Raw genomic sequence first — 25,167 nt, 5'->3', positions numbered from 1 at the left:
CGGGCTTCCCGGGGCCGGACGCCGAACAGTGGAGGGCCCGTGAACGCGCCGATCATCCGGATCCGCGGCGTCAGCAAGACGTACGACCGATCTGACGCCGCCCGTCCCGCCCTGGCCGGGCTCGACCTGGAGGTCCGGGCCGGCGAGGCACTGGCCGTGCTCGGCCGTTCGGGCAGCGGCAAGTCCACCCTGCTGAACCTGATCGCCGGCCTCGACCGCCCGAGCGAGGGCGAGGTGGAGGTGGACGGCGTCGCCGTGCACCGGCTCGGCGAGGCCGCGCTGGCCGAGTACCGGCGGGCGCGGATCGGCATGGTGTTCCAGTTCTTCAACCTGCTGGACGACCTGACCGCGGAGGACAACGTGCTGCTCCCGGCCCAGCTGGCCGGGATGCGGCGGGAGCAGGCGCGGGCCCGGGCCGGGGAGCTGCTGGAGCGGCTGGGGGTGGCCCGGCACGCCAAGGCCTTCCCCGGCCGGCTCTCCGGCGGGGAGCGCCAGCGGGTCGCGGTCGCCCGGTCGCTGATGAACCGTCCGCCGCTGCTGCTGGCCGACGAGCCCACCGGGGCGCTGGACACCGCCTCCGCCGCCGACGTCCGCGACCTGCTGCGCGGGCTCAACGCGGAGGGCCAGACGATCCTGCTGGTCACCCATGACACCGCGCTCGCCGAGGCCTGCGCCGACCGGACGATCGAACTGCTCGACGGCCGGCTGGTCCGGGACACGGCGGCCGTGCCGGCACCGGGCGGTGGCCGATGAGCGCGCTCGGCAAGGTGGTGCGCGCCGGGGTCGGCCGCCGGCGGGTGCAGACCCTGGTGATGGTGCTCACCACGATGGTGTCCGTGACGGCGTGCATCCTCGCGCTCGGGCTGCTGGTCGCCGCCCAGGGCCCGTACCAGCGCTCCTTCGCCGACCAGCGCGGCGCCCACCTCAACGTGCTGTACGACCAGGCCAGGGCGAGCCCCGCCCAGCTCGCCGCGACGACCCACGCGCCCGGCGTGACGGCCTCGGCCGGCCCCTACCAGGCGGTCGCCGTCCAGCCGCGCTCCGGCCCTGATACCCGGATCCCGCCGGCCGGGAGCCCGCTGCCGCCGATGACGCTGGTCGGCCGCGCCCAGGACGGCCCGCTGGACGGCCTGCGGATCACCAAAGGCCGCTGGGTCGCCGGCCCCGGCGAGGTGGTGTTCCTGGACGGGCACTCGCCGCTGGCGGTCGGCGACAGCATGGAGTTCCCGGAGCTGCCGGGGCATCCGATGCTCAAGGTCGTCGGCCTGGCGGCCTCGGTCTCCTGGAGCGCGGACGGCTGGGTCGCCCCGGAGCAGGTGGCCGGGCTGACGGCGCCCGGAACGGAGCCCTCCGTCCAGTACCTCTACCGCTTCGCCCACGCCGGCGGCGACGCCGAGGTGGAGGCCGACCGCGCTGCACTGGCCGCCGCGGTCCCGGGCGGGGCGCTCGCCAGGGCCACCTCCTACCGGCCCGCCCAGGAGGAGGCGAACCGGACGGCCTCGACCTTCGTTCCGTTCGTCACGGCCTTCGGGGTGCTCGGCCTGGCCATGTCGGTGCTGATCATCGGAGTCGTGGTCAGCGGCGCCGTCAGCGCCGCCACCCGGCGGATCGGCATCCTCAAGTCCCTGGGCTTCACCCCGGCCCAGGTGGCGCGCGCCTACGTCGGCCAGGCGCTGATACCCGCCGGGGTCGGCACGGCGCTCGGTGTGCTCCTCGGCAACCTGCTGTCCGTACCGGTCCTCGGGCTGGCTCACAAGGCCCTGCGCGGAGGGCTGCTCGGCATCCCGGTCTGGGTGGACGTCGTGGTCGCGGTGGCGGCCCTGGGGGCGGTGGCGGGCACCGCGCTGGTGCCGGCGCTGCGGGCCGGGCGGCTGCGGACGGTGGAGGCGCTCGCGGTCGGCCGGACGGCGCCGGGCGCCAAGCGGGCAGCCGCCCGCGGCACGGTCGGTGGGGCGGGGGCGGTGGGCCCGGTGTCCCGGGCGCAGGAGCTGATCGGCCGGCTGCCGGTGCCACGGGCGCTCAGCCTCGGGCTGGCCTCCCCGCTCAACCGGCCGGGCCGCTCGGCGACCACCGGGGCCGCCGTGGTGCTCGGTACGGTCGGGGTCACCCTCTGCGTCGGCCTGACGCTCTCGCTGGGCTCGATCCAGGACGGTCTGGCGGCCGACCGCGCGGGCAAGGTGGTGGTCCAGACCCCGTTCGACGGCGCCGCGCCGTCCGCCGACCACGTGGACGAGGCGGCCGTGGCCAGGGCCGTCGACTCCCGCCCGGGCACCCGGGCCTGGTACAGCACCGTCCCGACCCCGGTCGCCCTGGCCGGCAGCACCGGGCGCTCCGAAGTGGTCGCGTTCAGCGGCGACACCTCCTGGAGCGGCTTCCAACTGGTCTCCGGCCGCTGGTTCCACGGCCCCGGCGAGGTCGTGGTGGCCGCCGCCACCCTGCGGGCTACCCAGGCGAAGGTCGGTGACACCGTCACCCTCACCGACCACGGACGCAGCACCCCGGCGAAGATCACCGGCGAGGTCCTGACCACCAACGACCTGGTGTTCACGGACCGGTCCACGCTGGCGCCGCTCGGCGGCGCGATCCACGCCGAGGCGCTCACCTTCCACATCGACCTCACCCCGGGCACCGATGCGAAGTCCTACGCCGACGGGCTGGACCAGGCCGTGAAGCCGCTGGGCCTGAGCGCCGACCCCGGAGAGGAGCACCTCAGCATCGTGGTGCTGGCGATGAACACCCTGGCGGGCACGCTCACGCTGCTGCTCTCCGTGGTGGCGGGACTCGGGGTGCTCAACACCGTGCTGCTGGACACCCGGGAGCGGGTGCACGACCTCGGGGTGCTCAAGGCGCTCGGGATGTCACCCCGGCAGACCGTCGGCATGGTGCTCACCTCGGTCTGCGGCAGCGGGCTGGCGGCCGGGGTGATCGGGGTCCCGATCGGCATCCTGGTGCACCACCGGGTGATGCCCGCGATGGCACGGGCCGCCGGAATCGGGGTGCCGGATGCTGACCTCGCCGTGTTCGCCCCGTCGGTGGTGGGGCCGCTGATACTCGGCGGCCTGGTGCTGGCCCTGCTCGGAGCCGTCCTCCCGGCCACCTGGGCGGCCCGCACCAGGACGGTCACGGCGCTGCGGACGGAGTGACGACGCGGGGGAGGGCCAGGAAACGAAACAAAACCCGGTACCCGGCCCCGTCTGGGAACCCCCCGTAAGGCTCCCAGACAGGGCCGGGCCGGGCAGGGCCGACCCAGGCCGTCCGATCAAGGCCCGGATCAGGCCCGGCTCAGGACAGCCGTGCCGCCGCGTACGCCTCCATGGCAGCACGCTGGTACGCGGCCAGGCCCGGGGCGATGGCCTCGTACGCGGCGCTCCACTGCTCGTTCTCGGTGCAGGAGCGGGCGATCGCCAGGTACTCCTCGGTCGAGACGGACCGGAAGTCGTGGAGCAGCCGGTACTCCTCCTCGACCGTGCTCTGCACGGCCTCGGCGTCGGCCGGGTGGCCGGCGGCCTTCAGCTCCGCCAGGCGGATCATGCGGGCGGTCCGCTCGCGCTGCCCGGCCTCGATCTCGGCCGGGGTCATCGCGGCGGTCGCGCGCCGGGCCGCCTCGGCGTGCTCGGGGAAGTCGCGCAGGCTCGCGTCGACGTCGTCGGGCTGGATGCCCTCGAACAGGTTCTCGGGGCGGTTGATGGTCATGGGTGTGCCGTCCTTCTGGGAGCGTTCCAGGTCGGCGATCGTGCGGGAAACGGTGGCGGCCAGGGCGTCGAGCCGGTCGCGCTCGGCGACCAGCCGCCGGCGGTGGCCCCGCAAGGCCTCCAGCTCGTCCACCTGATCGCTCAGGATCCGGGCGATCTCGGTCAGCCCCACGCCCAGTGCCCGCAGTACCAGGATCTGTTGCAGCTGGAGCAGCTGCCGCTCCTCGTAGTAGCGGTGGCCGTTGGAGCCGATCCAGGCCGGGGGCAGCAGCCCGATCTCGTCGTAGTGCCGCAGGGTCCTGGCCGTCACACCGGACATCCGGGCCACCTCGGCGATGGGCCAGGCCATGGTTGCCTCCCTCGTTTCCACATCCCACGTTCGCGTGGACCAGGGCCGGTTCTCCGGCCCTGGTCACGACGGTAGAAGCTGCCGCTGCGGCAGCTTCAAGCCCGGGACTTCCACGCTGCCCGCACGTTGTCGTACGGCCGCTCAGGCCTCGCCGAACCAGTCCAGGGACTGCCCGTGCGGTCCGGTGAAGGCCACCGGCCGCTCGTCCAGGGCGAGCGCGAACAGCCCGGCGACGGCCGCCGGGCGGGGGAGGCGTCGGGCGACGGCCGGCAGCACCGAGACGGCCTCGTTGGAGATCCAGTGCCCGGGCAGTTCACGCATCGTCGCCGCGAACTCCTCCCGCTCCTCCGGCGGCAGGTACGCGAGCACCGCGCTGTGGAACACCACCGGCGTCGCCCCCGCCGGGGCCCGCGCGACCAACTCCCGTACCGTCGCGTTGAGATCGCCGCGCACCAGCAGCGGCGGTTCGGCCCGGGCGACCCGGACGGCGCCGCGCAGCCGCTCCAGCCGGTGGGTCTGCTCGGGCCAGACCAGCGACTCCAGCCAGCGCATGTCCTCCTCGGCCCGCACGTCCAACGGATTGAGGTCGATCCCGGCCCGCCACACCACCTCGGGCAGCCGTTCCCGCAGGGAGTCGGGGAGCGGCACCGGCCCGCTCACCACGCAGTCCAGCGTCACCGGGCTCGCGGCGGCGCCGAACTCGGCGACCGGGGCACCGGCCCCACGCTCATGTCCGTCCCCGTCCCCCTGCCCGTCCCCGTCCTGGTCCCCGGCCAGGTACCGGTACCGATACCGGTCCGGGTACAGGCAGAGCCCGGCCGAGGCGCCCACCTCGATCAGGGCGAGCGGCTGCGGCAGCGCGGCCAGCAGCGGCAGCAGGGTGGCGCAGCGGCCCGCCTCGTTGGTCTGTGTCCGCCGCTCCAGCATCGTCGCCGAGACCTCGGCCCACCGCTGCGCCGCCCAGTCGCGGAAGGCCGGCCAGCCCTCCGTCACCGGCCCACCCAGGTGCCGGACCGCGCCGAACAGCAGGTTCGGCTGCCGCTTCGCGGCCGGAAGCCCGTCCAGCAGTGCGCGCAACTGCCCGTCCCCGGCGACGCCTTCGGCCAGTTCCTGGTAGATCGGCGAGTTCCCGCGCGCCTCCCGCTCCGCGAACGCCCGGTAGAGCTCCTCCGTGTCGCCGCGCATCCCCCACCGGTCCTTTCGACGCCTTCGCGAGTGATCGAATCGGCCCAGCCTACGCCCGGCCCGACGTGCCACCCGCTGACCCCAAGTGCTCTCCGGGACGGTGAAGCGGGAGTGGCGCGGTCCGCCGTGACCGTCGGGTGGTGGGGAGCTCACGGCCTTGGGAGCGACTGGGTTCGGGGCGTACCGGCCCGGTGGATCGGCCACCGGGTGACCGGCAGGTGGCCCGTCGGGCGAGCATGAGTTCGGTGGTGGGCCTGCGGTGAACAGCGTCACCGTCTCCGATGACCTTCTGGAACGCCACTTCGCCGCCTTCGAGGAACCCAACGGTGAGGGCGAGCGCGTCATCGTCCAGGAGCAGCTCCCCAGGCCGCTTCCCAGGGCTCGTCCGCGAGTTCGGCAGGCCCCAGCACGCGTCGGGCGCAAGGAGAAGGAGGGTGAACTACCGCTGCTGTCGGACGACTGCGGTGCCGGCGCCCAAGTCGATACCCAGGCGAAGCGGGGCGCCGGCGTGGTCGTCGTCCCGTAGGACCAGTTGAGTCCGCCGCTGCTCGATCTGCACGCGCTTGTTGGCATTGAAGAAGGCGTGCAACTCCTCGGTCGCGGTGGCGCCAAGGCCGAGTCCGCTCCTTCGCGTCCGGGTGGTCAGGCGGCGGCACAACCATCGCGGGCTGCCCGATCGCACCACGAGATGCCGGATCGAGGCCAGTGTGAAGGGCACGATCACCAGTACTGCCATGAGGAGCAGACCCGCCATCATCACCATGTCGGTCCAACGCGTGGAGGTGACACATCCGTTCCTGGCCGTTGCCGCCGTCCACGGCGGCGCCGGTCGGCCGCCGCTCGGCGTGAACCGGCGGCAACGGCTCCTGGGCGTTCAGCCCAGCAGGCCGCCCATGTGGCCGTCCTCGGCGAGCAGCCGCCAGGAGCAGCCGGGCGAGGCGAACGCCTCCGGGTCGACGGCCTCCACCAGCCGGTCCACCACCGCGCTCAGCAGTGCCTGCGGATCGAACACCGACCATGTCTCCCGGGCCCGGCCGTAGTCCCAGCGGTCCCATTCGGCGCGCAGCCGCTCGTACGTCCAGAGGGCGTAGAGCAGGGCGGACAGGTCGCGGTTGAGGTAGGCCTCGGGGTGGCCGTCGTCGTACCAGTCCGGCAGCTCCAGTCGGCCGGTGGCGCCGTCCAGGGCGATCGTGAGGTCGGTCGGCCAGTCCCCGAGGGCGAGGAAGTCCCGCTGGTACGGGCGTTCCTCCTCGCCGTCGAAGTACTCGGGGTAGGCCTCGCCCATGGTGACCAACGGCTCCTCGCACACCCCGAACATCGCCCCGCCCAGCGGCAGGCCGACCTCGGTCAGCAGCCGCCGGGTCGGCTCGTGGACCAGGGCGGCGGGCAGCTCGGCGGGCCGGAAGCGGTGCACCCGGCCGGGGCCGCCGTCCTCGTCCGTCAGCGCGGCCAGCTCCGCCACCAGCTCCGGGGCTATCGCGTACGCGGGCCCGCCCGGACCGCCCGGCAGGGCGCCCCAGCCCAGCGCCCGCACCAGCAGCGCGGTGCCCCAGTGCGGGGGCGGTGCGGAGCCGTCGCGGAACAGGCCGGGATCGATCTCCCGCATCCGCCGTTCGGCTCCTGCCAGCACCTCGGCCAGGACGGCCGGCCCGCGCCGCCCGTCCAGCGCCTCCGGGCGCAGCGCCGCCTCGGCCACCGTGTCGACCTCGCGCACCAGGCCCGCCAGCGCGGTCAGGCCGGAGGCCAGCAGGTCGCGGCGCGGGCCGCCGTTGTCCAGGAACACCTCACCGGTCACCCCGTCCAGCAGCACCAGGCTGCCGCCGGCGGCGAACGGCGTGCAGTACTCCGTCTCCCCGAGGACGAACAGCCGCTCCGCTTCCGCAGGGAACGCCGTCAGCTCCCCGCCCCGGAGCGCCTCGAAGTCCAGGAACGCCCCGGCCGCCGGCAGCCCCTCCCGCACCAGGAACTCCCGGCTCCCCGCGTGCACCACCCCACCCGGCAGCTCCGCCACCCGCTCACACCTCACGTGCCCCCACCCTTTCCCGGCCTGCCCCGTGACCCACAGACCCTAGCGGTCCGGCCTGACAGTGCTGAGGTGCGCTGTGGGTGGGGGCGGTGGGGTGCGGTGGCCCGCGCGGATCACGCCAGCGCGACCTCGTCGACGTTCCAGTGCTCGGGCAGGTCCGCGTCGCAGAAGGCGCAGGCGTAGTGCTCCTCGCGGACGAGGTTGCAGTTGCCGCACCGCGGGCAGCGGCGGAAGACCACGGCGTGGGTGAAGGCGCCGGGGTGCGGGAGTCCGACGAGGGTGAGGGCGGCGGCGACGGCGGGCCAGGAGGTGGTGTCGGGGCAGTAGCCGGTGGAGTGGTTGCCGACCGTCTCGACCTCCCAGCCGTCCCGCGAACGCCGGAACCCGATCTCCCCGGCGCTCAGCACCAACTCCCCACCCGCGCAGGCCACATGCTCGCTACGGCGCGGAGCGAGCCGCAGTGTGCCGCCGAGGCCGACCACGAAGGTGAACGGCTCCGCGAGCTCCGCCGCCGTCCGCTCCGCCCGCTCCTCCGCCCAGGCGGCGAACTCGCCTGCTGTCCGTACCGGTTGGCCGTGTCCGGTGCCCGTCCCGCCGTCGTCCCCCGGCCGCAGTTCCGGCGGTCCCACGTACCGGTACGCCCGTCCGAAGCCGTCCGCCGTCTCCGCCGCGACTCCCCGTTCGGCCAGCCGCACCCGCCAGTACGCCATCTCGACGGTCGTCCCGCTCAGGCCGAAGTCCCGCAGCTCGTCGAGGAGTTCCCGGGTCTGCCGGAGCGGGAGCCCCGAGCCCTCGCGGAGCACCCGCAGTGCGGCCAGGGTGGCCGCCGGGTCGGTGAGCGGTGCGGAGAGCCGGAGCCGGGCCGGTCCGTGGGTGGTCAGCAGCGCCTCGCGGATGTCCCGGGGTGCGGCCTCCTGGCCCCAGTCGCAGCAGACGGCTGCGCACCGGGGGCAGAACCGCTCGGCGTCTCACCGCAACTCCCGCCCGTACAGCAGGAACTGGCCGACGCTGCGGACGGCGGTGCCCCCGCAGTCCGGGCATTGGACGGCCATCCTCACACCCTGTCCCTCGTCCGTCACGCCGGATGCCCCCATGCCCCATGCTCCCGTGTGCCCGTGCCCTGCCCCCGATGTCCGACACCCTACGGCGCCCCGCACCCGCCACCCCGGCCCCGTAGAGTGCGGGGATGAAGCGCTACCTGCTGACCGGTACCCCGGGGGCCGGGAAGACGGCGGTCCTGCGGTGGTTGGAGTGCGCGGGCTACCCGGTGGTCGAGGAGGCCGCCACGGACGTTATCGCGCTGCGGCAGGCCCAGGGCGTGCCGGAGCCGTGGACGGACCCGTCGTTCGTGGACGCGGTGGTCGCCCTGCAGCGGCAGCGGCAGGAGGGGGCCGTCGGCGGGCCGGGGGAGGTGCGGTTCTTCGACCGCTCGCCGGTGTGCACGTACGCCCTGGCGGTGTACCTCGGTCATCCCGTGACCCCTTTCCTTGCCCGGGAGTTGAATCGCATCCGGGCGGAGGAGGTGTACGAACGCGAGGTGTTCTTCGTGGAGAGCCCGGGCTTCGTCACCCCGACCGAGGCGCGGCGCATCTCGTACGAGGAGTCGTTGCGGTTCGAGCGGATCCACCGGGAGGCCTATGCCGGGTTCGGGTACGTGTGCGTCCCGATCGCCCCGGGGCCGCTCGCCGACCGGGCGGCGGCCGTCGTGCGGCACGTCGGCGCGCCCGCCCGGCACGGAGGCTGAGATCCCCGGCCGCTCCTCCGCCCTCCCGGTGCTCTCCGGCTCAGGCGATGCTGCCCTCCTCCCGGCGCTCTCCGGCTCAGGCGAGGCCGCCGGCCTCCCGGGCCGCCCGCTCCACGCGGTCGTGGTGGGCCCGCCACCAGTCGGTGTCGCCGGGGGCGGTGTTGGCGCCGTCGGAGCGCTGGCCGGTGGCGCCGTCGACGAGTTCGCGGACCAGGTCGGCGTGGCCGACGTGGCGGTGGGTCTCGGCGATCATGTGGACGAGTACCCGGTGCAGGGTCTGCTCATGGCGGGCGCCGAACGGCACCTTGCCGACGGCGTCCAGCGGCAGGGCCTCGATGGTGGCGTCGGAGTGCGCCCAGACCCGTCGGTAGCGCCCGACGACCTCGTCGGTGCTCTCGTCCGCCCGCGCCCACAGGTCGCCGTTCGGCTCGGTCTGGCCGGTGATCCACACCGGGGCCGGCTCGGGGAAGGGGTGGCCGAAGGTGTCGCCGAAGTACAGCGCCTCGGCGCCGGTGACGTGCTTGACCAGGCCCAGCAGGTTGGTTCCGGTGGGGGTGAGCGGGCGGCGCAGGTCGTACTCGGAGAGGCCTTCGAGCTTCCAGAGCAGGGCGTCGCGGGCGTCCTGGATGTAGATCCGGAGGTCGTTCTTGTCATCTGCAGTGGTCATGGGATCAGTCTGTTGATCGCATGATGCCTGTCCATTGATTTCCGGTCCCACCCGCCCCGACCAGGCGTCAACCCGTGCCATGATCAAGCCTGTTCACCCGAAACAGACCTGTGAGGAGCAGCCATGACCGGCGACGCCTGGTCCTGGGACGAGACGCTGTTCGCCGGAACGGCCGCCCACTACACCCGGGGCAGGCTCCCGTACGCCCCTGGACTGGCGGAGGCGCTGGCCGGGGCGCTGGGGCTCGACGGGCGGGGGCGGCTGCTCGACGTGGGGTGCGGGCCGGGCACGCTGGCGCTGGGGCTGGCCCACCTGTTCGACGAGGTCGTCGGGGTGGACCCGGATGCCGGGATGATCGCCGAGGCGCGCCGCGTGGGCGCCGAGGAGCCCAAGGCCACCTGGGTGCGGGCCCGGGCCGAGGAACTGCCGCCGGGCCTCGGCACCTTCACACTGGCGGTCTTCGGCCAGTCCTTCCACTGGATGGACCGCGACCTGGTGGCGGCGACCGTACGGCGCATGCTGCGGCCCGGCGGCGCCCTGGCGCACGTCTCGGACCTGAAGGGCGAACCGCGTCCCACCGAGGGGCTGCCGCACCCGCCGGTCCCGTACGCCGCGATCGACGGGCTGGTCCGGCGCTACCTTGGCCCGGTCCGCCGCGCCGGGCAGGGGCTGCTGCCGCACGGCACGCCGGGCGACGAGGCCGCCGTCCTCGCCCGGGCGGGCTTCGCCGGCCCGCAGCGGATCGTCGTCCCGGGCGGACGGCCGCTGGAGCGCACGGCCGACGACGCGGTCGCGGGCGTCTTCGCGCTCTCCTCCTCGGCCCCGCACCTCTTCGCCGAGCGCCGTCCGGCCTTCGAGGCGGACCTCCGCCTCCTCCTCGCCCGGACCTCGCCGTCGGGGCTCTTCTCGGAGCGGCAGCCGAGCAGCGAGGTGTTCATCTGGCGCACCACGGAAGAGCGTTGACGGTCCGGGGCCGTCAACGCTCCCACGGGGGAGGATGGAGAGGAGGAGTGGAGAGCGGTCAGCGGACCACGTCGAGCACCTGCTTCTGGATGCCGTTCCCGTAGGCCCCGTACTCGACCAGCTTCAGCTTCTGGGCGTCCTTGTCCGTCGTGCTGAACAGGCGCTTGCCGGCGCCGAGCAGCAGCGGGAAGACGAGCAGGTGGTAGCGGTCGATCAGGCCGGCGTCCGAGAGGGCGTGGTTCAGGGTGGCGCTGCCGTGGACGATGATCGGGCCGCCCTCGGTCTCCTTCAGTGCGGCGACCTCGTCGAGCGAGCGCAGGATGCTGGTCTCACCCCAGTTCGACACCAGGTCGGCCTCGGTGAGGGTGGTGGAGACGACGTACTTCGGCAGCGTCTTGTAGTGGGCGAACTCCGCCATGTCCGGCCACACCGGGCTGAACGCCTGGTAGCTGGCCCGGCCGAGCAGCATCGCGGTGGCCTCCTCCTGCTCCCGCCCCTTGATCTCGAACGCCTCGGGGAGGAACTCGATGTCCTTGAAGGTCCAGCCGGAGTTGCGGTAGCCGGGTTCGCCGCCGGGGCCCTCGACGACGCCGTCGAGCGAGATGAAGGCGGTGCTGATCAGGGTGCGCATGGGTGGTACCTCGGTTCTCGTGCGGTTCTGCTTCTGTCGGGTCTGAAGGAGGTCAGAAGGAGATCTGAAGGTCTGAAGGTCCGATGGCCCGAAGGTCCGAAAGGTCAGGCGAGGGCGCCGGTCAGCCACCGCTGCCAGGCGGCCTCGGCCCCGGCCCCGGTCCCGGCTTCACCCCCGGCCCCGCCCGGCGTCGGGCCGAAGAGGTGGTGGAACATCAGCACCAGGCCGGAGCCGTGGTGGAAGGTGTAGAGCCCGTCGGCGGTGCGGACCTCGAAGCGCTCGTCGTCCGCCCAGACCACCTCGCCGTCCAGCGGCGGCAGGCCCGCCGGTTCGCCGTGGACCCGGGTGCCCGCGGCGACCGGGAGCGGCAGCGACAGGGCGCGGGCGAGGAGGGCCCGGACCTCCGGTCCCGTCCGTCCACCCGACGGTGCGGCGGCGAAGACGGGGACGGCGGTGCGGCCGGGGAAGTGGGTGAGGTACTCGCGGAGCGTGTGGAGGTGGAAGGGCCAGCCGCGGCGCAGCGCGTCGTACTCGTCCTGCCAGTCGTCGCCGAGCAGGCCGCTGTGGACGACGCGGAGCACGGTGGCGCCGCCGTCCCGGCCCTCGATCAGGTACTCGAAGGCCATGAACCGGCCGTCCTCGCCGGTGGCCGTACGGGTGGCCAGGCGCTTGCCGGGCTCGTAGGCGGTGACGACCGCCTCCGCGCGGTGGCCCCCGGTCTCCATGACGGCGGTGCCGCCCTCGCGCGGGTCCAGCTCGTTGCGGCCCATGAACCAGGAGTCGATCCCCGGTCCGGTGGCGATCGCCTCCCAGACCTGTTCCGGGCTCGCCGGCAGGGAGGTCTCCAGCTCGATCTCGAACGGGTGGGTCATCGTCGGTCCTCCTGGTCCGCCCGGGTGACGGCCTGTTCCGTGCCGGGTCCGTCCTGCTCCGCCCCGGTCACGTCCTGCTCCGCCCCGGGGCCGGGCTGGGCGGCGGGGATCTGGTGGAGTCCGACGATCACCCGGTGGCTGCGGCCCCCGGGGGCGGACTCGTCGTGGTAGCGGCTGACGAGGGTGGCCACGGACTGGGCCAGTTCCTCGGCGAAGGCGGCCCGGTCGGCGGCGGAGGCGAACCGCACCTGCGCGTCGATGCCGAAGCTGGCGACCCGCCGGCGGGCCCGGGAGGCTCCGGTCAGCAGGGCCCCGACCTCCTGCACCAGCCGGGAGCCGAGCGCCAGCAGCCAGCGGGCGGAGAGCTGGTCGGGGGAGCGGGCGGGGTCCGGGCTCACGGCGGCCAGGACGCTGGGGGAGATCACGTAGGAGGCCGCGGTGGCGCGGTACACCCGTTCGGTGACGTTGCCCTTGCGGCGTTCCTCGTCGAGTTCGACGAGGCCGTGCCGCTCCAGTTCCTTCAGGTGGTAGTTGACCTTCTGCCGGGGCAGGCCCAGCCGGGCGGCCAGCATGGCGGCCGAGGCGGGCTCGGTCAGGGCGGCGAGGAGGCGTGACCGCAGGGGGTCCAGCGAGGCCTCGGCCGCGGCGGGTTCTTCGATCACGGCGACTTCCAGCACCGTTCCAGCATCCATCCGACAAAAAAATTTGTCAAGGAAAAAAGGTTTGTCGGTAGTCCGGTCGGGCGAACGGTGTCGCCCGTCCGGTGCCGGAGCCTCCGGCGGCCGCGCCGAGGTGCGCAGCCCCGCGCCGCGATCCGCGCGGCCCCGCCGAGGCGGGACAGCGGAGAGTGACGGGCAGGGTGGACGGATCGGACTTGAATCTTTGCGAACGAATGTTCGATCCTGGGGGTGTGCCCGTTTTCGAACCTTTTTTCGAATCAACCGCCGAGCAGACCGCACGCCCCGTGCTCCGCCCGGTGGCGTCCCCGGCTGCCGTGCCGGGAAAACGGGGGCAACAGGGGGAGGACGGGGAGCAGAGGGAGGGGCGGGGGCTGCTGCCGGTGTCGTCCGCCCTCCGGGAGGTGCTGCCCGAGGCCGGGCTGCGCCGGGGGACGGCGGTGTCGGTGGCGGGCGGGGACACCGGGCTGCTGCTGGCGCTCGCCGCCGGGGTGAAGGGGACCGGGGGCGGCTGGGCCGCGGCGGTCGGACTGCCGGACCTGGGGCTGGCCGCCGCCGAGGGGTACGGGCTGGACCTGCGCCGGCTGCTGGTCGCGGACGACCCGGGGCCGCACTGGGCCGAGGTGGTCTCGGTGCTGGCCGGCGCGGTCGAGCTGATCATGCTGCGCCCGGACGGGCCGGTGCCGCCGAGGCTGGCCGCCCGGCTGGCGGCGGTGCTGCGGCGCAGCGGCTGCGTGCTGCTGGTCGCCGGGCCGTGGCCGGGCGCGGCACTGCGGCTGGGGGTGCGCTCCGGGCGCTGGTTCGGGCTGGGCGACGGCCATGGACAGCTCGTCGGCCGACAGGTGGAGGTGGTGGCCGAGGGCCGCGGCTCGGCGGTGCGCGGCCGGACGGCCCGGCTCTGGCTGCCGGACGAGTACGGCGCGGTGCGTCCGCTCCAGGAGCAGCCGCAGCCGGTGGCGGAACCCACGGTGATACCGGCGGCGGAGCCGATGGCACCCCGCGTGGCGGCGGTGGTCTGAGGTGACGGCCGAGGCAGCGATGGCATCCGGGACGGCGGACGACAGGACCCCCCGGGTGCTGGTGGTCTGGTGCCCGGACTGGCCGGTGGCGGCCGTCACCGGCGACGACCCGGTAGCGGTGACCGAGGGCGGGCGGATCCTCGCCTGCTCGGAGGGCGCCCGGGCGGCCGGGGTGCGGCAGGGGCAGCGGCTCAAGCTGGCCCAACGGCTCTGCCCGGAGCTGGAGTTGCGCGACCGCGACCCGGAGGCGGAGACCCGCCGCTTCGAGCCGGTGGTCGCGGCGGTGGAGGCGTTCACGCCCCGGGTGGAGGTGATCCGCCCGGGCCTGTGCGCGATCCCGGTGAAGGGTCCGGGCCGCTACTTCGGCGGTGAGGAGGCACTGGCCGACAAGGTCGGCAGGGCGGTGGCGGACGCCCTCGGGCAGCCGCTCGTCCCGGACGCCGTCCCGGGCGCGCCGGCCGTCGAAGAGCGGCAGCCCACCGCCCCTCCACCGGCCACCACCGCTCCTCCACCGGCCGCCACCGCCCCCCGGGCCCGGGTCGGCGTCGCCGACGGCCTGTTCGCCGCCGTGCTCGCCGCCCGGGCCGGGGTGCTGGTCCCGGCCGGACGGACGGCGGAGTTCCTCGCCCCGTACCCGGTGAGCGCGCTGGGCGACGAGGCGCTGGCCGAACTGCTCGGGCGGCTCGGCCTGCCCACCGTCGGGGCCTTCGCCGCGCTGCCGGCCGAGTCGGTCGCGGACCGCTTCGGCCCGTCCGGGACGGTCGCGCACCGGCTGGCCCGCGGCTTGCAGCCGCGTCCGCTGGTGCCCCGCGACGAGGAGCCGGACCTCGCCGTCGAGCAGCGCTTCGACCCGTCGGAGCCGTCGGCCGAACCGCTGGTGTTCGTCGCCCGCGCGCTGGCCGAGCAGCTGCACCAGCGGCTGGCCGGGGCCGGGCTGACCTGCCGCCGGGTGGCCGTCGAGGTGGCCTGCGCGGACGGCCGGACGGCCTCCCGGCTGTGGCGGCACGAGGGCCGGCTGTCCGCGACGGCGCTGGCCGAGCGGGTCCGCTGGCAGCTCCAGGCCTGGCAGGGCGTGGGCACCTTCACCGGCACCTTCACCGGCACAGGCGACGGCGACGGGGACGGCGACGGGGACGGCAACGGCAACGGGGACGGCGGGGAGGACACCGGCTTCACCCTGCTCCGGCTCGCCCCCGACGGCCTCTCCCCGGACCAGGGCCGCCAGCTCGCGCTGTGGGGCCAGGCCGTCGCGGACGACCGGGTGGAGCGGGCGGTCGCCCGGGTGCAGGCGGTGCTCGGCCACGCCGGGCTGCGCCGGATCGAGCCGGCCGGCGGGCGCGGCCCGGGCGAGCAGGCGGTGAAGGTGCCGTGGGGCGAGCCGTACGAGGCGGCGGTGCCGTCCGACGCGCCGTGGCCGGGGCGGCTGCCGGAGGTGTGGCCCGCCGTGGTGCTGCGGGAGCCGGCGCCGGTGCGGGTGCTGGACGGGGCCGGGCGGCCGGTCATGGTGGACGGCCGGGCGGGGGTGTCGGCCCGGCCGGCCCTGGTCGTGGTCCGGGGTCGGGAGGAGCGGGTGGACAGCTGGACCGGGCCCTGGCCGGCGGTCGAGTACTGGTGGGACCAGTCGCTGGCCCGGCGCCGGGCACGGTTCCAGGTCGTGGTGGAGGGCGGCCGGGCGCTGCTGCTCACCGTGGAGGGGGGTGCCTGGTACCTGGAGGCCGGCTACGACTAGGGCGTGTCTTCAAACTCCCGTCGTCCGCCCGGAGGGCGGGCGGGGCGGCGTTGGGGTGCGTGCATCGCAAGGCGGAGGAGGGAGCCACTGCGGTGGGGGCACCTCCCGGCCGAAGGCTGGGGGCCATTGGCGACCGACGACAACGCGGCGAGGTGCGTGCCCCGGCGTCGCCCCGCAGACGCGAGTTTGAAGACACGCCCTAGCGGCCCCGGCACCCGAACGGAGCAGGCCCGCAAGGGCAGGGCCGAAGGGAGCAGGCCGAGAAGACCGAGAAGGCCGAGTAGGCGAGCAGGGGGGAGCAGGACGAGCACGAGAACGACGAAGGCAACCCCCGATGGGCTTCACCAGCCACCCCACGCTCCCCTGGAGCGAACTGCACCGCCGGCTGACCGGCGCGGCGCCGGACCGTACGGTCGTCCCGCTGCGCCGCCCCGCCCCGGCTCCCGAACGCGCCGCACCGGAGCAGCCCGCCACCCCCTGGGCCGAACTGCACGTCCACTCCGCCTTCAGCTTCCTGGACGGCGCCAGCGACCCGGAGGACCTGGTCGCCGAGGCGGTCCGGCTCGGCGTGGAGACCCTCGCGATCACCGACCACGACGGCCTGTACGCCGCCGTCCGGCTCGCCGAGGCGGCCCGGGGCACGGGCCTGGGCACCGTGTTCGGCGCCGAGCTGACGATCCGCGACGGCGGGACGGGCCGAGACGGTGGGACGGGCCGCGACGGCGGGACGGAGGAGCACCTGCTGGTCCTCGCCCGCGACCCGGCCGGCTACCGCCGCCTCTCCGCCGCGATCGCCGCCGCCCAGCTGGCCGGCGGCGCCAAGGGCAACCCGGTGTACGACCTCGGGACGCTCGCCGGGGCGCACGACGGCCACTGGGCGGTGCTCACCGGCTGCCGCCTCGGCCGGGTCCCCGCCGCGCTCGCCGGGAGGCACGGCCCGGACCAGGGTGAGGCCGAGCGCAGGCTCCGCACCCTCGCCGAGGCGTTCGGCCCGGAGAACGTCCACGTCGAGCTGATCGACCAGTGGCTGCCCGGCGACGACCGGCGCAACGACGCCCTCGCCGCCCTCGCGGCGAAGGCGCGGCTCCCCGTCGTCGCCTCCACCAACGCCCACCACGCCGGCCCCGCCCAGGGCCGCCTCGCGCAGAGCCTCGCCGCCCTGCACGAGCGCCGCACCCTCCAGGACGCGGTCGGCTGGACCAGCGCGGCCGGCACCGCGCACCTGCGTTCGGGCCGCGAGATGGCCGGCCGGCTGGCCCGCTTCCCCGGGGTGCAGCGGGCCACCGCCGAGCTCGGCCGGGCCTGCGCCTTCGACTTCGCCCGGCTGGACCCGGAGCTGCCCGGCTTCCCCGTCCCCGCGGGCGGGACCGAGATCGGCCACCTGCGCGCCCTGGTCGCGGCCGGAGGCCCGGCCCGCTTCGGCTCCGGCAACGCGGCCGCCCGCCGTCAGCTCGCCAAGGAGCTGGACGTGATCGAGGACCTCGACCTGGCCGGCTACTTCCTGATCGTGCACGACATCGTGGACTTCTGCCGGAGCCGGGACATCTGGTGCCAGGGCCGCGGCTCGGCCGCCAACTCGGCGGTCTGCTACGCCCTCGGGATCACCGCCGTCGACCCGGTCCACTACAAGCTGCTGTTCGAACGCTTCCTCTCCACCGCCCGGGACGGGCCGCCCGACATCGACCTGGACATCGAGAACCGCCGCCGCGAGGAGGTCATCCAGTACGTCTACGGCCGCTACGGGCGCGAGCACGCCGCCCAGGTCGCCAACGTGATCACCTACCGGCCGCGGCTGGCGATCCGCGACGCCGCCCGGGTGCTCGGCTACCCGCAGGGGCAGGTGGACGCGTTCAGCCGGCAGACCGACTTCCGCTCCGCCCCCGGCGCGGACGCCGTCATCCCCGCCGACGTGCTCCGACTCGCCGCCCAGCTCCACGGCCTGCCCCGCCACCTGGGCATCCACTCGGGCGGCATGGTGCTCACCAAGGAGCCGATCGGCGAGATCTGCCCCACCGAGTGGGCCCGGATGCCCGGGCGCTCCGTGCTCCAGTGGGACAAGGAGTCCACCGCCGGCGCCGGGCTGGTGAAGATCGACCTGCTCGGCCTGGGCATGCTCGCCGCCCTGCACGACGCCTGCGACCTGGTCGCGGAGCACCACGGCCTGCGCTACGACCTGGCCAGCATCCCGGACGACGACAAGGGCGTGTACGCGATGCTGCGCCGGGCGGACACCGTCGGGGTGTTCCAGGTCGAGTCCCGGGCCCAGATGGCGACCCTGCCCCGGCTCAAGCCGGACCACTTCTACGACCTGGTGGTCGAGGTGGCGCTGATCCGCCCCGGCCCGATCCAGGGCGGCTCCGTCCACCCGTACCTGCGCCGCCGCGCCGGGGCGGAGCCGCCCGGCTGCCCGCACCCGCTGATGGAGAACGCCCTCGGCAAGACCCTCGGGGTGCCACTGTTCCAGGAGCAGATGATGCAACTGGCCATCGACTGCGCCGGGTTCACCCCGGAGGAGGCCGACCGGCTGCGCCAGGCGATGGGCGCCAAGCGCTCGCACGAGCGGGTCGCCCGGCTGCGCGAGCGGCTGCTCACCGGGATGGCCGAGCGCGGCATCCCGGCCGAGGTGGCCGAGGACGTCTACGGCAAGATCGAGGCCTTCTCCAACTACGGCTTCCCGGAGAGCCACGCGATCAGCTTCGCCTACCTGGTGTACGCCAGCGCCTGGTTGAAGCACCACTTCCCGGCGGCCTTCACCTGCGCCCTGCTGGCCAACCAGCCGATGGGCTTCTACTCGCCGCTCAGCCTGGTCGCGGACGTCCGGCGGCACGGCGTGCGGGTGCGCGGGGTGGACGTCAACGCCAGCGGGGCGCGGCCGACCCTGGAGCCGTACCGGGGGCCGACCCCGAAACCGCCGCTGACCGCCGGGCGCCCGCAACCGGCGATCCGGCTCGGCCTGGAGACGGTGCGCGGCATCGGCACCCCGCAGGCCGAGGCGATCGTGGCCGGGCAGCCGTACGCCGACCTGGAGGACTTCGCCCGCCGCACCGGGCTGCCCGGTCCCGCCCTGGAGGCGCTGGCGACGGCGGGGGCCTTCGACTGCTTCGAACTGACGAGACGTCAGGCACTGTGGGCCGCAGGGGCGTTCGCCGGTATCTCGGACGGCCTGATCCCCGGCACCACCCCCGGGACCGAGGCGCCGGAGCTGCCCGGCATGAGCCCGGTCGAGGAGACCATCGCCGACCTGTGGGCCACCGGCACCTCCGCCACCAGCCACCCGCTCCAGCACCTGCGCGCCCACCTGGACCGCGGCGGCGCGCTCAGCGCCGCCCAACTCCCGGATGTGCCACCGGGAACGGAGGTGGTGGTCGGCGGCCTGGTCACCCACCGGCAGCGGCCGCCGACGGCCGGCGGGGTGCTCTTCCTCAGTCTGGAGGACGAGACCGGGCTGATCAACGTGATCTGCAACCGCCCGGTCTGGGAGTCCCAGCGCCGCACCGCCCTGGACCGGGCCGGACTGCTGGTGTACGGCCGCGTCGAGCGCGACCGGGGTGCGACCAACCTGGTCGCCACCCGGCTCACCCCGCTCCGGATCGGCCTCTGAACGGGGCGGGCCGGCGTGTGCCTGTGAAGCGGCGCGCGTCGACGCGTCGGGGTACGGCTAGAAGGCGGGCCGGTCGCCGAGGTCGAAGATCCGCAGGTCGGTGAGGCGGACGGTGTACCAGACGTCCTGGCTGCCCCCGCCGCTCCAGAACTCGGTCAGCCGGACGGAGGCGTAGCCCTCCTCCTCCTTGACCTGCTGGGCCGACCAGCTCGCCGGGACGTTCTGCGCGCGGAACACCGGATCGGCGTCGTTCTGCATCGCCCACTGGTCCAGCCGGTAGTTCAGGTACGGGGAGAGGTACTGCTCGCGGACCTGCCGCGGGCTCTCGGTGCCGCCCCCGCCCTCCACGGCGTCGCGGTACGCCGCCAGGAAGGTGAGCACCTGCTGGGCGGCCGGGGTGGCCGCCCGGACCTGGGCCCCGGTGACCACGGGGGCGGGCGCCGCGACGGCGGCCTGGGCGGGGGTGGCGGCCAGGCCGCCGACGGCGAGCAGGGCGGCGGTGAAGGACAGTGCGGTGCGCATGGCACGTGTACGGATCATGCGGGCATTCCACCACCCCGGAAGGCCCCGACCCATCGCCGGAAGGAGTGGTGTACCCGTACTGCCCAACAGATGTGACGATACGTCAGGAAGTGGGGTAGCCGATCTCCGCGAGGTCGACGGCGAGCTCCTCCTCGTCGATGTCCGGGTTGAGCGCCGCCAGCACGGCCGGGGTGAGCGGGCGCAGCGCCAGGACGTGCTCGATCGCGGCGAGGTCCAGCTCGTGCTCCGGCTCGAAGTACTCCGTGGCCCAGGCCCGGTAGCCGGCGGCCGAGCCGTCCAGCAGCAGGTCGAAGAGGCCCTCCGCGCCCCGCTCGGCGGCCGCGCCCCGCCAGGCGCCGTCCTCGTGGGCGCGCCAGAAGCAGCGGGTGACCGTCGGCCCGTCCTCGTCCCCGAAGGCGGGCTCCTCGGCGAAGCGGCGGAACTCCTCGGGCACGGCCGCGAGCAGCTCCGGGGCGTTGGGCGCCTCGTGGTCGAAGCCGCGCCCGTAGGCGCCGACGGGGGAGAAGACCAGGCACCAGTCGTCGCCCTCGCCGTCGCGCATCGAGGCCAACTCCTCGCCCTCGTCCCAGGAGGCGTCGAAGGAGTGGTACCGCGCCTCCCAGTCGTCGGGGCTGAGGATCGCGTCGAGCGTGGCGAGGGCGCGGCAGCGGTCGCGCAGGTCGGGGATGGCGGGCAGTCGGTTGAGCAGGTCGTCCATGGGCGCCATTCAACCAACCCCGGCGCCCCGCCCGCGCCCCGGGCCGCCGTGCCTTGCCTGGTGCGCCGCCCTACGCCCCGGGCTGCCGCCCCTTGCCCGGCGCCCCGGCGAAGACCTGGGCGATCGGGAGCCAGGCGGTGGCGACGGGCCCGGTGGCGGTGAGGGCGAGGTCGTCCCGGTGCCGGCGCTGGGTCACCAGCAGGCAGAAGTCCAGGGCGGGGCCGGCCACCACGTCCCGCGCCCCGACCGGGCCGATGGACCAGGACCTGCCGTCGGGCGCGGTCAGGTCGAGCCGGACCGGGCGCTCGGGCACGGGCAGTCCGTGCAGGGTGAAGGCGAAGCCCAGGGTGCGCAGCCCCAGGTGGGCGATGTGCCGCAGCCGGTCGGTGGGCTCGCGGGTGGCGCCGAGCGCGTCCGCGACGTCCTGGCCGTGCGCCCAGGTCTCCATCAGCCGGGCGGTCGCCATCGAGGCGGGCTTCATCGGCGGGCCGAACCAGGGCAGCCGGACGTCGGCCGGGGCGGCGCCGAGCGCGGCCAGCACCTCCGCCCGCCCGGCCCGCCAGCGGGCGAGGAGCGCCGCGGGCCCGGCGGACAGTCCGGCGCGGGCGCCGTCCTCGACCGGGTCGGCGCCGGCCGCCAGCAGCTCGGTGAAGTGCCCGCCGAGCGACGCGCCGAAGCCCTCCGGGTCGCGCGCGGCCAGGGCCGTCCAGTCGTCGGTCCAGGCCAGGTGGGCGATCTGGTGCGCCACCGTCCAGCCCTCGGCGGGGGTCGGGCGGGCCCACTCCTCGGCCGGCAGCCCGGCGACCAGGTCGTCCAGCACCGCGCTCTCGGCCCGCAGGTCCGCCAGCAGGCCGCCCAGCACGTCGCCCGGCGCGTTCGGCTCGGTCATCGGCTCCCTTTCCGGTCACGGCAGTTGCTACCCGCCGGTAGCGTACGGCCGGACACTACTCCCGGCCCGGCGGCGGCGTCCGCCACTCCACGAAACACGCACGTCAGGACTCTCGCCACCGGCCGCACCGCGTGTGACAATTCCGCGATGACCAGGGCTGCGGACCCCCATCCTGCGCACCCCGTCGCCGACGCCGCGCGACCCGAGGACCCCGAACTCGCCGCGCGCGCCGCCGAGCTGGTGCGGGACGCCGTGCTCGGCGACCTCGCCCGCCGGGTGGTGGCCGAGTGCGGCGCCGACGTCGGCCTGGTCGGCGTGCCCGAGCCGCTGCCCGGCAGCCGTCCCGGCAGCGAGGGCATGGTGCTGCGGCACTGGGCCGGCACCCGGGCCGACCTGCTGCACGACGTGCCCGTCCCGGCCGGACTCGGCCTCGGCGGCCGGGCGCTCGCCGAACGCGCGCCCAGCTGGGTGCCCGACTACCGTGCGGCGACGACCATTTCGCACCACTACGACGCGGCCGTGGCCGCCGAGGACCTGTACGCGATGCTCACCGTCCCGCTGATGGACGGCGACACCGTGCACGGCGTGGTGTACGCCTCGCTGCGCGCCGTCGTCCCGTTCGGGGACGTGCGGATCTCCGCGGTCGGCACCCTGGCGAAGGCGGCGACCCGGGCACTGGCCGGGGCCGCCGCCTGGAGCCGCGAACGGCCCGGCGGAAAGCCCTGCGAGCAGTCCTGTGGAAAGCCCTTCGACAAGCCCTTCGACAAGCCCCGGACGGCCGCCCCCGTACCGCCGTTGACCCCGCGCGAGCACGAGGTGCTGCGCTGGGCGGCGACCGGCCGGACCAACCCGGAGATCGCCGCCCGACTGGGCCTGACCTGCAACACGGTGACGGGCTACCTCAAGTCCGCGATGCACAAGCTCGGCGTCCGCAACCGGACCGAACTCGCCCTCGCGGCGAGGGAGTCGGGGCTCGTCGGGTGACGGGCCCCCGGCGCGGCCTCAGTTGACCCGGCGCTCCCGCCCGGTCCAGTACGGCTCGCGCAGCCGGAACTTCTGCAGCTTCCCGGTGGCGGTGCGCGGCAGGGCGTCCCGGAACTCCACCGTGGTGGGCGACTTGTAGCCGGCCAGCCGCTGCTTGCAGTGCGCGATCAACTCGGCCTCGGTGACGGCCTCGTGGCCCTCCCGGAGCACCACCAGCGCCTTCACCGTCTCGCCCCACTTCTCGTGCGGCACCCCGATCACCGCCGTCTCGGCGACCGCCGGGTGGTCGTACAGGCAGTCCTCCACCTCGATCGAGGAGACGTTCTCCCCGCCGCTGATGATGACGTCCTTCTTGCGGTCGGAGATGGTCAGCAGGCCGTCCGTGAGGGTGCCGCCGTCGCCGGTGTGGAACCAGCCGTCCCGCAGCGCCTCGGCCGAGGCCTCCGGCTGCTGCCAGTAGCCGTCCAGCACGGTGTTGGAGCGCACCAGCACCTCGCCGGACGCGTCCACCCGCAGCCGGGTGCCGAGCGCGGGGGAGCCGGCCTGCACCAGCTTCTCGGCCCGCTCGGCGGCCGGCAGCGCGTCCCACTCGGCCCGCGAGCGGTTGACCGTGACCACCGGGGAGGTCTCGGTCAGGCCGTAGAGCTGCATGAACTCCCAGCCCAGCTGCTCCTCGACCTGCTGGATCACCGAGGTCGGCGGCGGGGCGCCGGCCACCACCAGCCGCACCCGGTCCCGGCCGGGCACCGGGCCGTCCCAGTCGGCGGCCGCGTCCAGCACCATCTGGACCACGGCGGGCGCGCCGGACAGGAAGGTCACCCCGTGCCGCTCGACCCGGCGCAGGATCTCCGCGCCGTCCACCTTGCGCAGCACGATGTGCCGGGCGCCCAGGCCGGTGAGCGAGAACGGCAGGCCCCAGCCGTTGGCGTGGAACATCGGCAGGGTGTGCAGGTAGACGTCCCGGTCGCCGGCCCCGTAGTGCAGGGCCATCAGCGTCGCGTTCAGCCAGACGTTGCGGTGGGTGAGCTGAACGCCCTTGGGGCGGGCGGTGGTTCCGCTGGTGTAGTTGATGGTGGCGGTGTCGTTCTCGTCCACCGCGTACCGCCGCGGGGTGGCGTCGGTGTCGTACAGCACGGCGTCGCTGGCCGCGCCCAGCACGAACTTGTGCTTGGCCACCACCCCGTCCAGGGCGTCGGCGACCTCGGGGTCGACCAGCAGCACGGAGGCGCCGCTCTGCTCGACGATGTACGAGACCTCCTCGGCCTTCAGCCGGAAGTTCACCGGCACCAGCACCCGGCCGTACCCGCTCACCCCGAAGAAGGAGGTCAGCAGCCGGGCCGAGTTGTGCGAGACGATCGCGACCCGCTCGCCCGGCCCGACACCGAGCCGGTCCAGCCCGGCGGCCTGGGCCCGGGCCAGTTCGGCGACCCGGCGGTAGCTCAGCTCGCCCCAGGATTCGGCCGGCTGCACGGGCTCGTCGACGATGCCGACCCGGTCGCCGTAGACCAGCTCGGCCCGGTCGAGGAAGTCCATCACGGAGAGTGGAATCTGCATGGGGCCACTGTCCTCCCCCGCCCGCCCCCTGCACACCCCCGATCGGGGGTGTCACCCGTCCGCGCCCACCCCGTCCGCCACCACCCCGGCCGCCGCCAGCGCCGCCGCCAGCCGGTCCCGGGCCTCCGTCTGGGCGGCGATCCGGCGCTCCAGCACCGCCAGCCGCCGCCGGGCGATCCCCAGCACCTGCTCGGACGGCCGGACCGCCAGCACGTCCCCGTCCAGGCAGCCCAGCAGCGGGCGGACGTCCTCCAGGGTGAGCCCGGCGGCCACCAGCGCACGGATGTTGCGCACCCGGACGACCGCCGGCTCGCCGTACTCGCGGTAGCCGTTCGGCGCGCGCTCGGAGTCGATCAACCCGGCCTGCTCGTAGTGCCGCAGAGCGCGCGCGGTACTGCCGGTCCGGGCCGCCAGCTCGCCGATCCGCACCGCCACCCGTCCCCTCCCGGTCAGCCCACCAGTGCGCCGCCGTCCACCGGCAACACTACGCCGGTCACGAACGAGGCCCGCGGCGAGGCGAGTCGGGTGATCGCCCAGGCGACCTCCTCGGGGCGGCCGATCCGGCCCAGCGGGGTGTGCTCGATCTGCCACTTCCGGATCGCCGCCCGCTGCTCGGGGCCGTACCCGGAGTGGTCGCCGATCGGGGTGTCGATCGCCCCGGGCGCCACCGCCACCACCCGGATCCCGCGCGGCGCCAGCTCCACCGCCCAGCTGCGGGTGACCGTCTCCAGCGCCGCCTTGGTCGCCGCGTACACCGAGTTGCTCGGCCAGCCGCGCTGCCCGACGGCGGTGCTGACGTTGACCACCACGCCCCGGCTCCCGCTCAGCACCGGCACCGCGGCCTGGCCGAGCAGCACCGGGGCGACCAGGTTGGTCGCCAGCAGCGCATCGACGCCCGCCCGGTCGAAGCCGCCGATCCCCTGCCCGCTCCGCACGATCGCCGCGTTGTTGACCAGCACGTCCAGCCGCCCGAACCGCTCCAGTGCCGCCCGGACGATCTCCTCCGGTGCCCCGGGCCCGGTCACGTCCGCGGCCAGCGGCTCGATCAGTGCCGGGTACGCGGCGGCCGTCGCGGCCAGCGGCTCCGGCCGCCGCCCCACCGCCAGCACCCGCGCCCCCTCGGCGGCGAAGGCCAGCGCCGTCTCCCGCCCGATCCCCGTCCCGCCCCCCGTGACCACCACGACCCGGCTCCGCGTCCCGCTCTCGTCGTCCATGGGCCCACCCTCCGACCCTGCCGCCAGCGTCAGGGTCAAGCGGGAACGGCGGAGCCGTCGGGTCGGTCCGCCAGGACGCCGCGCACCCGGGCCCACCCCGCCCGCCACCCGGGCCCGGGCCTCCGCTCGCC

General features: G+C 74.9%; 24 protein-coding genes. 8 read left to right on the top strand and 16 right to left on the bottom strand.

The features are described 5' to 3' along the window. The first annotated feature begins 39 nt into the window (after positions 1-39). A complete protein-coding gene (locus tag ACLWS4_RS21995; RefSeq protein ID WP_416874983.1) occupies positions 40-753 on the top strand; it encodes an ABC transporter ATP-binding protein in 714 nt (237 codons plus the stop codon). Further along, the gene (locus ACLWS4_RS21990) at positions 750-3,143 is read left to right on the top strand and encodes an FtsX-like permease family protein (protein ID WP_416874982.1); all 2,394 of its coding nucleotides are present in this window, start codon (positions 750-752) and stop codon (positions 3,141-3,143) included. Before ACLWS4_RS21995 ends, ACLWS4_RS21990 begins: the two co-directional genes overlap by 4 nt. Positions 3,144-3,282: 139 nt before the next feature. On the opposite strand, the gene ACLWS4_RS21985 is transcribed toward ACLWS4_RS21990, so the two are convergent. The 6 genes from ACLWS4_RS21985 to ACLWS4_RS21960 form a co-directional block, all read right to left on the bottom strand. Further along, on the bottom strand, positions 3,283-4,041 hold the full coding sequence (locus tag ACLWS4_RS21985; protein WP_375875231.1) for a MerR family transcriptional regulator: 759 nt from the start codon (positions 4,039-4,041) through the stop codon (positions 3,283-3,285). 141 nt (positions 4,042-4,182) lie between these two features. Further along, a complete protein-coding gene (locus ACLWS4_RS21980; RefSeq protein WP_416874981.1) occupies positions 4,183-5,226 on the bottom strand; it encodes a DUF2332 domain-containing protein in 1,044 nt (347 codons plus the stop codon). Positions 5,227-5,665: 439 nt separating this feature from the next. Then, positions 5,666-5,989, bottom strand: a complete 324-nt coding sequence (locus ACLWS4_RS21975; protein WP_416874980.1) for a DUF6191 domain-containing protein — start codon at positions 5,987-5,989, stop codon at positions 5,666-5,668. 111 nt (positions 5,990-6,100) lie between these two features. Then, the gene (locus ACLWS4_RS21970) at positions 6,101-7,237 is read right to left on the bottom strand and encodes an SUKH-4 family immunity protein (protein WP_416874979.1); all 1,137 of its coding nucleotides are present in this window, start codon (positions 7,235-7,237) and stop codon (positions 6,101-6,103) included. A 128-nt stretch (positions 7,238-7,365) separates the two neighbouring features. After that, positions 7,366-8,055: a hypothetical protein gene (locus ACLWS4_RS21965; RefSeq protein ID WP_416874978.1), complete on the bottom strand. Its 690-nt coding sequence runs from the start codon at positions 8,053-8,055 to the stop codon at positions 7,366-7,368. 165 nt (positions 8,056-8,220) lie between these two features. Further along, entirely contained in the window at positions 8,221-8,346 is a 126-nt protein-coding gene (locus tag ACLWS4_RS21960) for a hypothetical protein (RefSeq protein WP_416874977.1), read from the bottom strand. 92 nt (positions 8,347-8,438) lie between these two features. Between ACLWS4_RS21960 and ACLWS4_RS21955 the strand changes: the two genes are divergently transcribed. Beyond that, the gene (locus ACLWS4_RS21955; RefSeq protein WP_416874976.1) at positions 8,439-8,996 is read left to right on the top strand and encodes an ATP-binding protein; all 558 of its coding nucleotides are present in this window, start codon (positions 8,439-8,441) and stop codon (positions 8,994-8,996) included. A 76-nt stretch (positions 8,997-9,072) separates the two neighbouring features. Here ACLWS4_RS21955 and ACLWS4_RS21950 read toward each other — a convergent pair whose 3' ends face one another. Further along, complete coding sequence (locus tag ACLWS4_RS21950; RefSeq protein ID WP_416874975.1) at positions 9,073-9,663, bottom strand: DinB family protein; 591 nt, start codon at positions 9,661-9,663, stop codon at positions 9,073-9,075. A 123-nt stretch (positions 9,664-9,786) separates the two neighbouring features. Between ACLWS4_RS21950 and ACLWS4_RS21945 the strand changes: the two genes are divergently transcribed. Then, the gene (locus tag ACLWS4_RS21945) at positions 9,787-10,626 is read left to right on the top strand and encodes a class I SAM-dependent methyltransferase (RefSeq protein WP_416874974.1); all 840 of its coding nucleotides are present in this window, start codon (positions 9,787-9,789) and stop codon (positions 10,624-10,626) included. 58 nt (positions 10,627-10,684) lie between these two features. Here ACLWS4_RS21945 and ACLWS4_RS21940 read toward each other — a convergent pair whose 3' ends face one another. The 3 genes from ACLWS4_RS21940 to ACLWS4_RS21930 form a co-directional block, all read right to left on the bottom strand. Next, on the bottom strand, positions 10,685-11,257 hold the full coding sequence (locus ACLWS4_RS21940) for a dihydrofolate reductase family protein (RefSeq protein WP_387819308.1): 573 nt from the start codon (positions 11,255-11,257) through the stop codon (positions 10,685-10,687). Positions 11,258-11,361: 104 nt separating this feature from the next. Continuing rightward, on the bottom strand, positions 11,362-12,129 hold the full coding sequence (locus ACLWS4_RS21935; RefSeq protein ID WP_416874973.1) for an SRPBCC family protein: 768 nt from the start codon (positions 12,127-12,129) through the stop codon (positions 11,362-11,364). After that, positions 12,126-12,806, bottom strand: a complete 681-nt coding sequence (locus tag ACLWS4_RS21930; RefSeq protein ID WP_416874972.1) for an ArsR/SmtB family transcription factor — start codon at positions 12,804-12,806, stop codon at positions 12,126-12,128. The genes ACLWS4_RS21935 and ACLWS4_RS21930 overlap by 4 nt, the downstream gene beginning before the upstream one ends. A 383-nt stretch (positions 12,807-13,189) precedes the next feature. Between ACLWS4_RS21930 and ACLWS4_RS21925 the strand changes: the two genes are divergently transcribed. The 3 genes from ACLWS4_RS21925 (at position 13,190) to ACLWS4_RS21915 (ending at position 19,155) form a co-directional block, all read left to right on the top strand. Next, a complete protein-coding gene (locus ACLWS4_RS21925) occupies positions 13,190-13,825 on the top strand; it encodes a hypothetical protein (RefSeq protein ID WP_416874971.1) in 636 nt (211 codons plus the stop codon). A gap of 1 nt (position 13,826) precedes the next feature. Beyond that, the gene (locus ACLWS4_RS21920) at positions 13,827-15,554 is read left to right on the top strand and encodes a DNA polymerase Y family protein (RefSeq protein WP_416874970.1); all 1,728 of its coding nucleotides are present in this window, start codon (positions 13,827-13,829) and stop codon (positions 15,552-15,554) included. 334 nt (positions 15,555-15,888) lie between these two features. Continuing rightward, a complete protein-coding gene (locus tag ACLWS4_RS21915; protein WP_416874969.1) occupies positions 15,889-19,155 on the top strand; it encodes an error-prone DNA polymerase in 3,267 nt (1,088 codons plus the stop codon). 57 nt (positions 19,156-19,212) lie between these two features. Here ACLWS4_RS21915 and ACLWS4_RS21910 read toward each other — a convergent pair whose 3' ends face one another. The 3 genes from ACLWS4_RS21910 to ACLWS4_RS21900 form a co-directional block, all read right to left on the bottom strand. Further along, on the bottom strand, positions 19,213-19,695 hold the full coding sequence (locus ACLWS4_RS21910) for a hypothetical protein (protein WP_416874968.1): 483 nt from the start codon (positions 19,693-19,695) through the stop codon (positions 19,213-19,215). An 85-nt stretch (positions 19,696-19,780) separates the two neighbouring features. After that, on the bottom strand, positions 19,781-20,395 hold the full coding sequence (locus ACLWS4_RS21905) for a hypothetical protein (RefSeq protein WP_234348643.1): 615 nt from the start codon (positions 20,393-20,395) through the stop codon (positions 19,781-19,783). 70 nt (positions 20,396-20,465) lie between these two features. Further along, positions 20,466-21,284: a TIGR03084 family metal-binding protein gene (locus ACLWS4_RS21900; protein WP_416874967.1), complete on the bottom strand. Its 819-nt coding sequence runs from the start codon at positions 21,282-21,284 to the stop codon at positions 20,466-20,468. A 147-nt stretch (positions 21,285-21,431) separates the two neighbouring features. Between ACLWS4_RS21900 and ACLWS4_RS21895 the strand changes: the two genes are divergently transcribed. Continuing rightward, on the top strand, positions 21,432-22,268 hold the full coding sequence (locus tag ACLWS4_RS21895) for a LuxR C-terminal-related transcriptional regulator (protein WP_375875219.1): 837 nt from the start codon (positions 21,432-21,434) through the stop codon (positions 22,266-22,268). An 18-nt stretch (positions 22,269-22,286) separates the two neighbouring features. Here the strand turns inward: ACLWS4_RS21895 and ACLWS4_RS21890 are convergent, their stop codons facing one another. Genes ACLWS4_RS21890 through ACLWS4_RS21880 form a run of 3 tightly spaced genes read right to left on the bottom strand, consistent with a single transcriptional unit; the run spans position 22,287 to position 25,036 of the window. Continuing rightward, a complete protein-coding gene (locus ACLWS4_RS21890) occupies positions 22,287-23,822 on the bottom strand; it encodes an AMP-binding protein (RefSeq protein ID WP_074002268.1) in 1,536 nt (511 codons plus the stop codon). 51 nt (positions 23,823-23,873) lie between these two features. Then, positions 23,874-24,251 carry a MerR family transcriptional regulator gene (locus ACLWS4_RS21885; RefSeq protein ID WP_388048756.1) on the bottom strand — a complete coding sequence of 126 codons (378 nt, stop codon included), beginning with the start codon at positions 24,249-24,251 and terminating at the stop codon, positions 23,874-23,876. 20 nt (positions 24,252-24,271) lie between these two features. Continuing rightward, positions 24,272-25,036, bottom strand: coding sequence for an SDR family NAD(P)-dependent oxidoreductase (locus ACLWS4_RS21880; RefSeq protein WP_416874966.1), 765 nt, complete (start codon positions 25,034-25,036; stop codon positions 24,272-24,274). Positions 25,037-25,167: the final 131 nt, after the last annotated feature.

The organism is Kitasatospora sp. SC0581, assembly GCF_048159585.1.
In the GTDB taxonomy this organism is placed as follows: domain Bacteria; phylum Actinomycetota; class Actinomycetes; order Streptomycetales; family Streptomycetaceae; genus Kitasatospora.
This window is presented reverse-complemented; position numbering and strand designations above follow the sequence as displayed.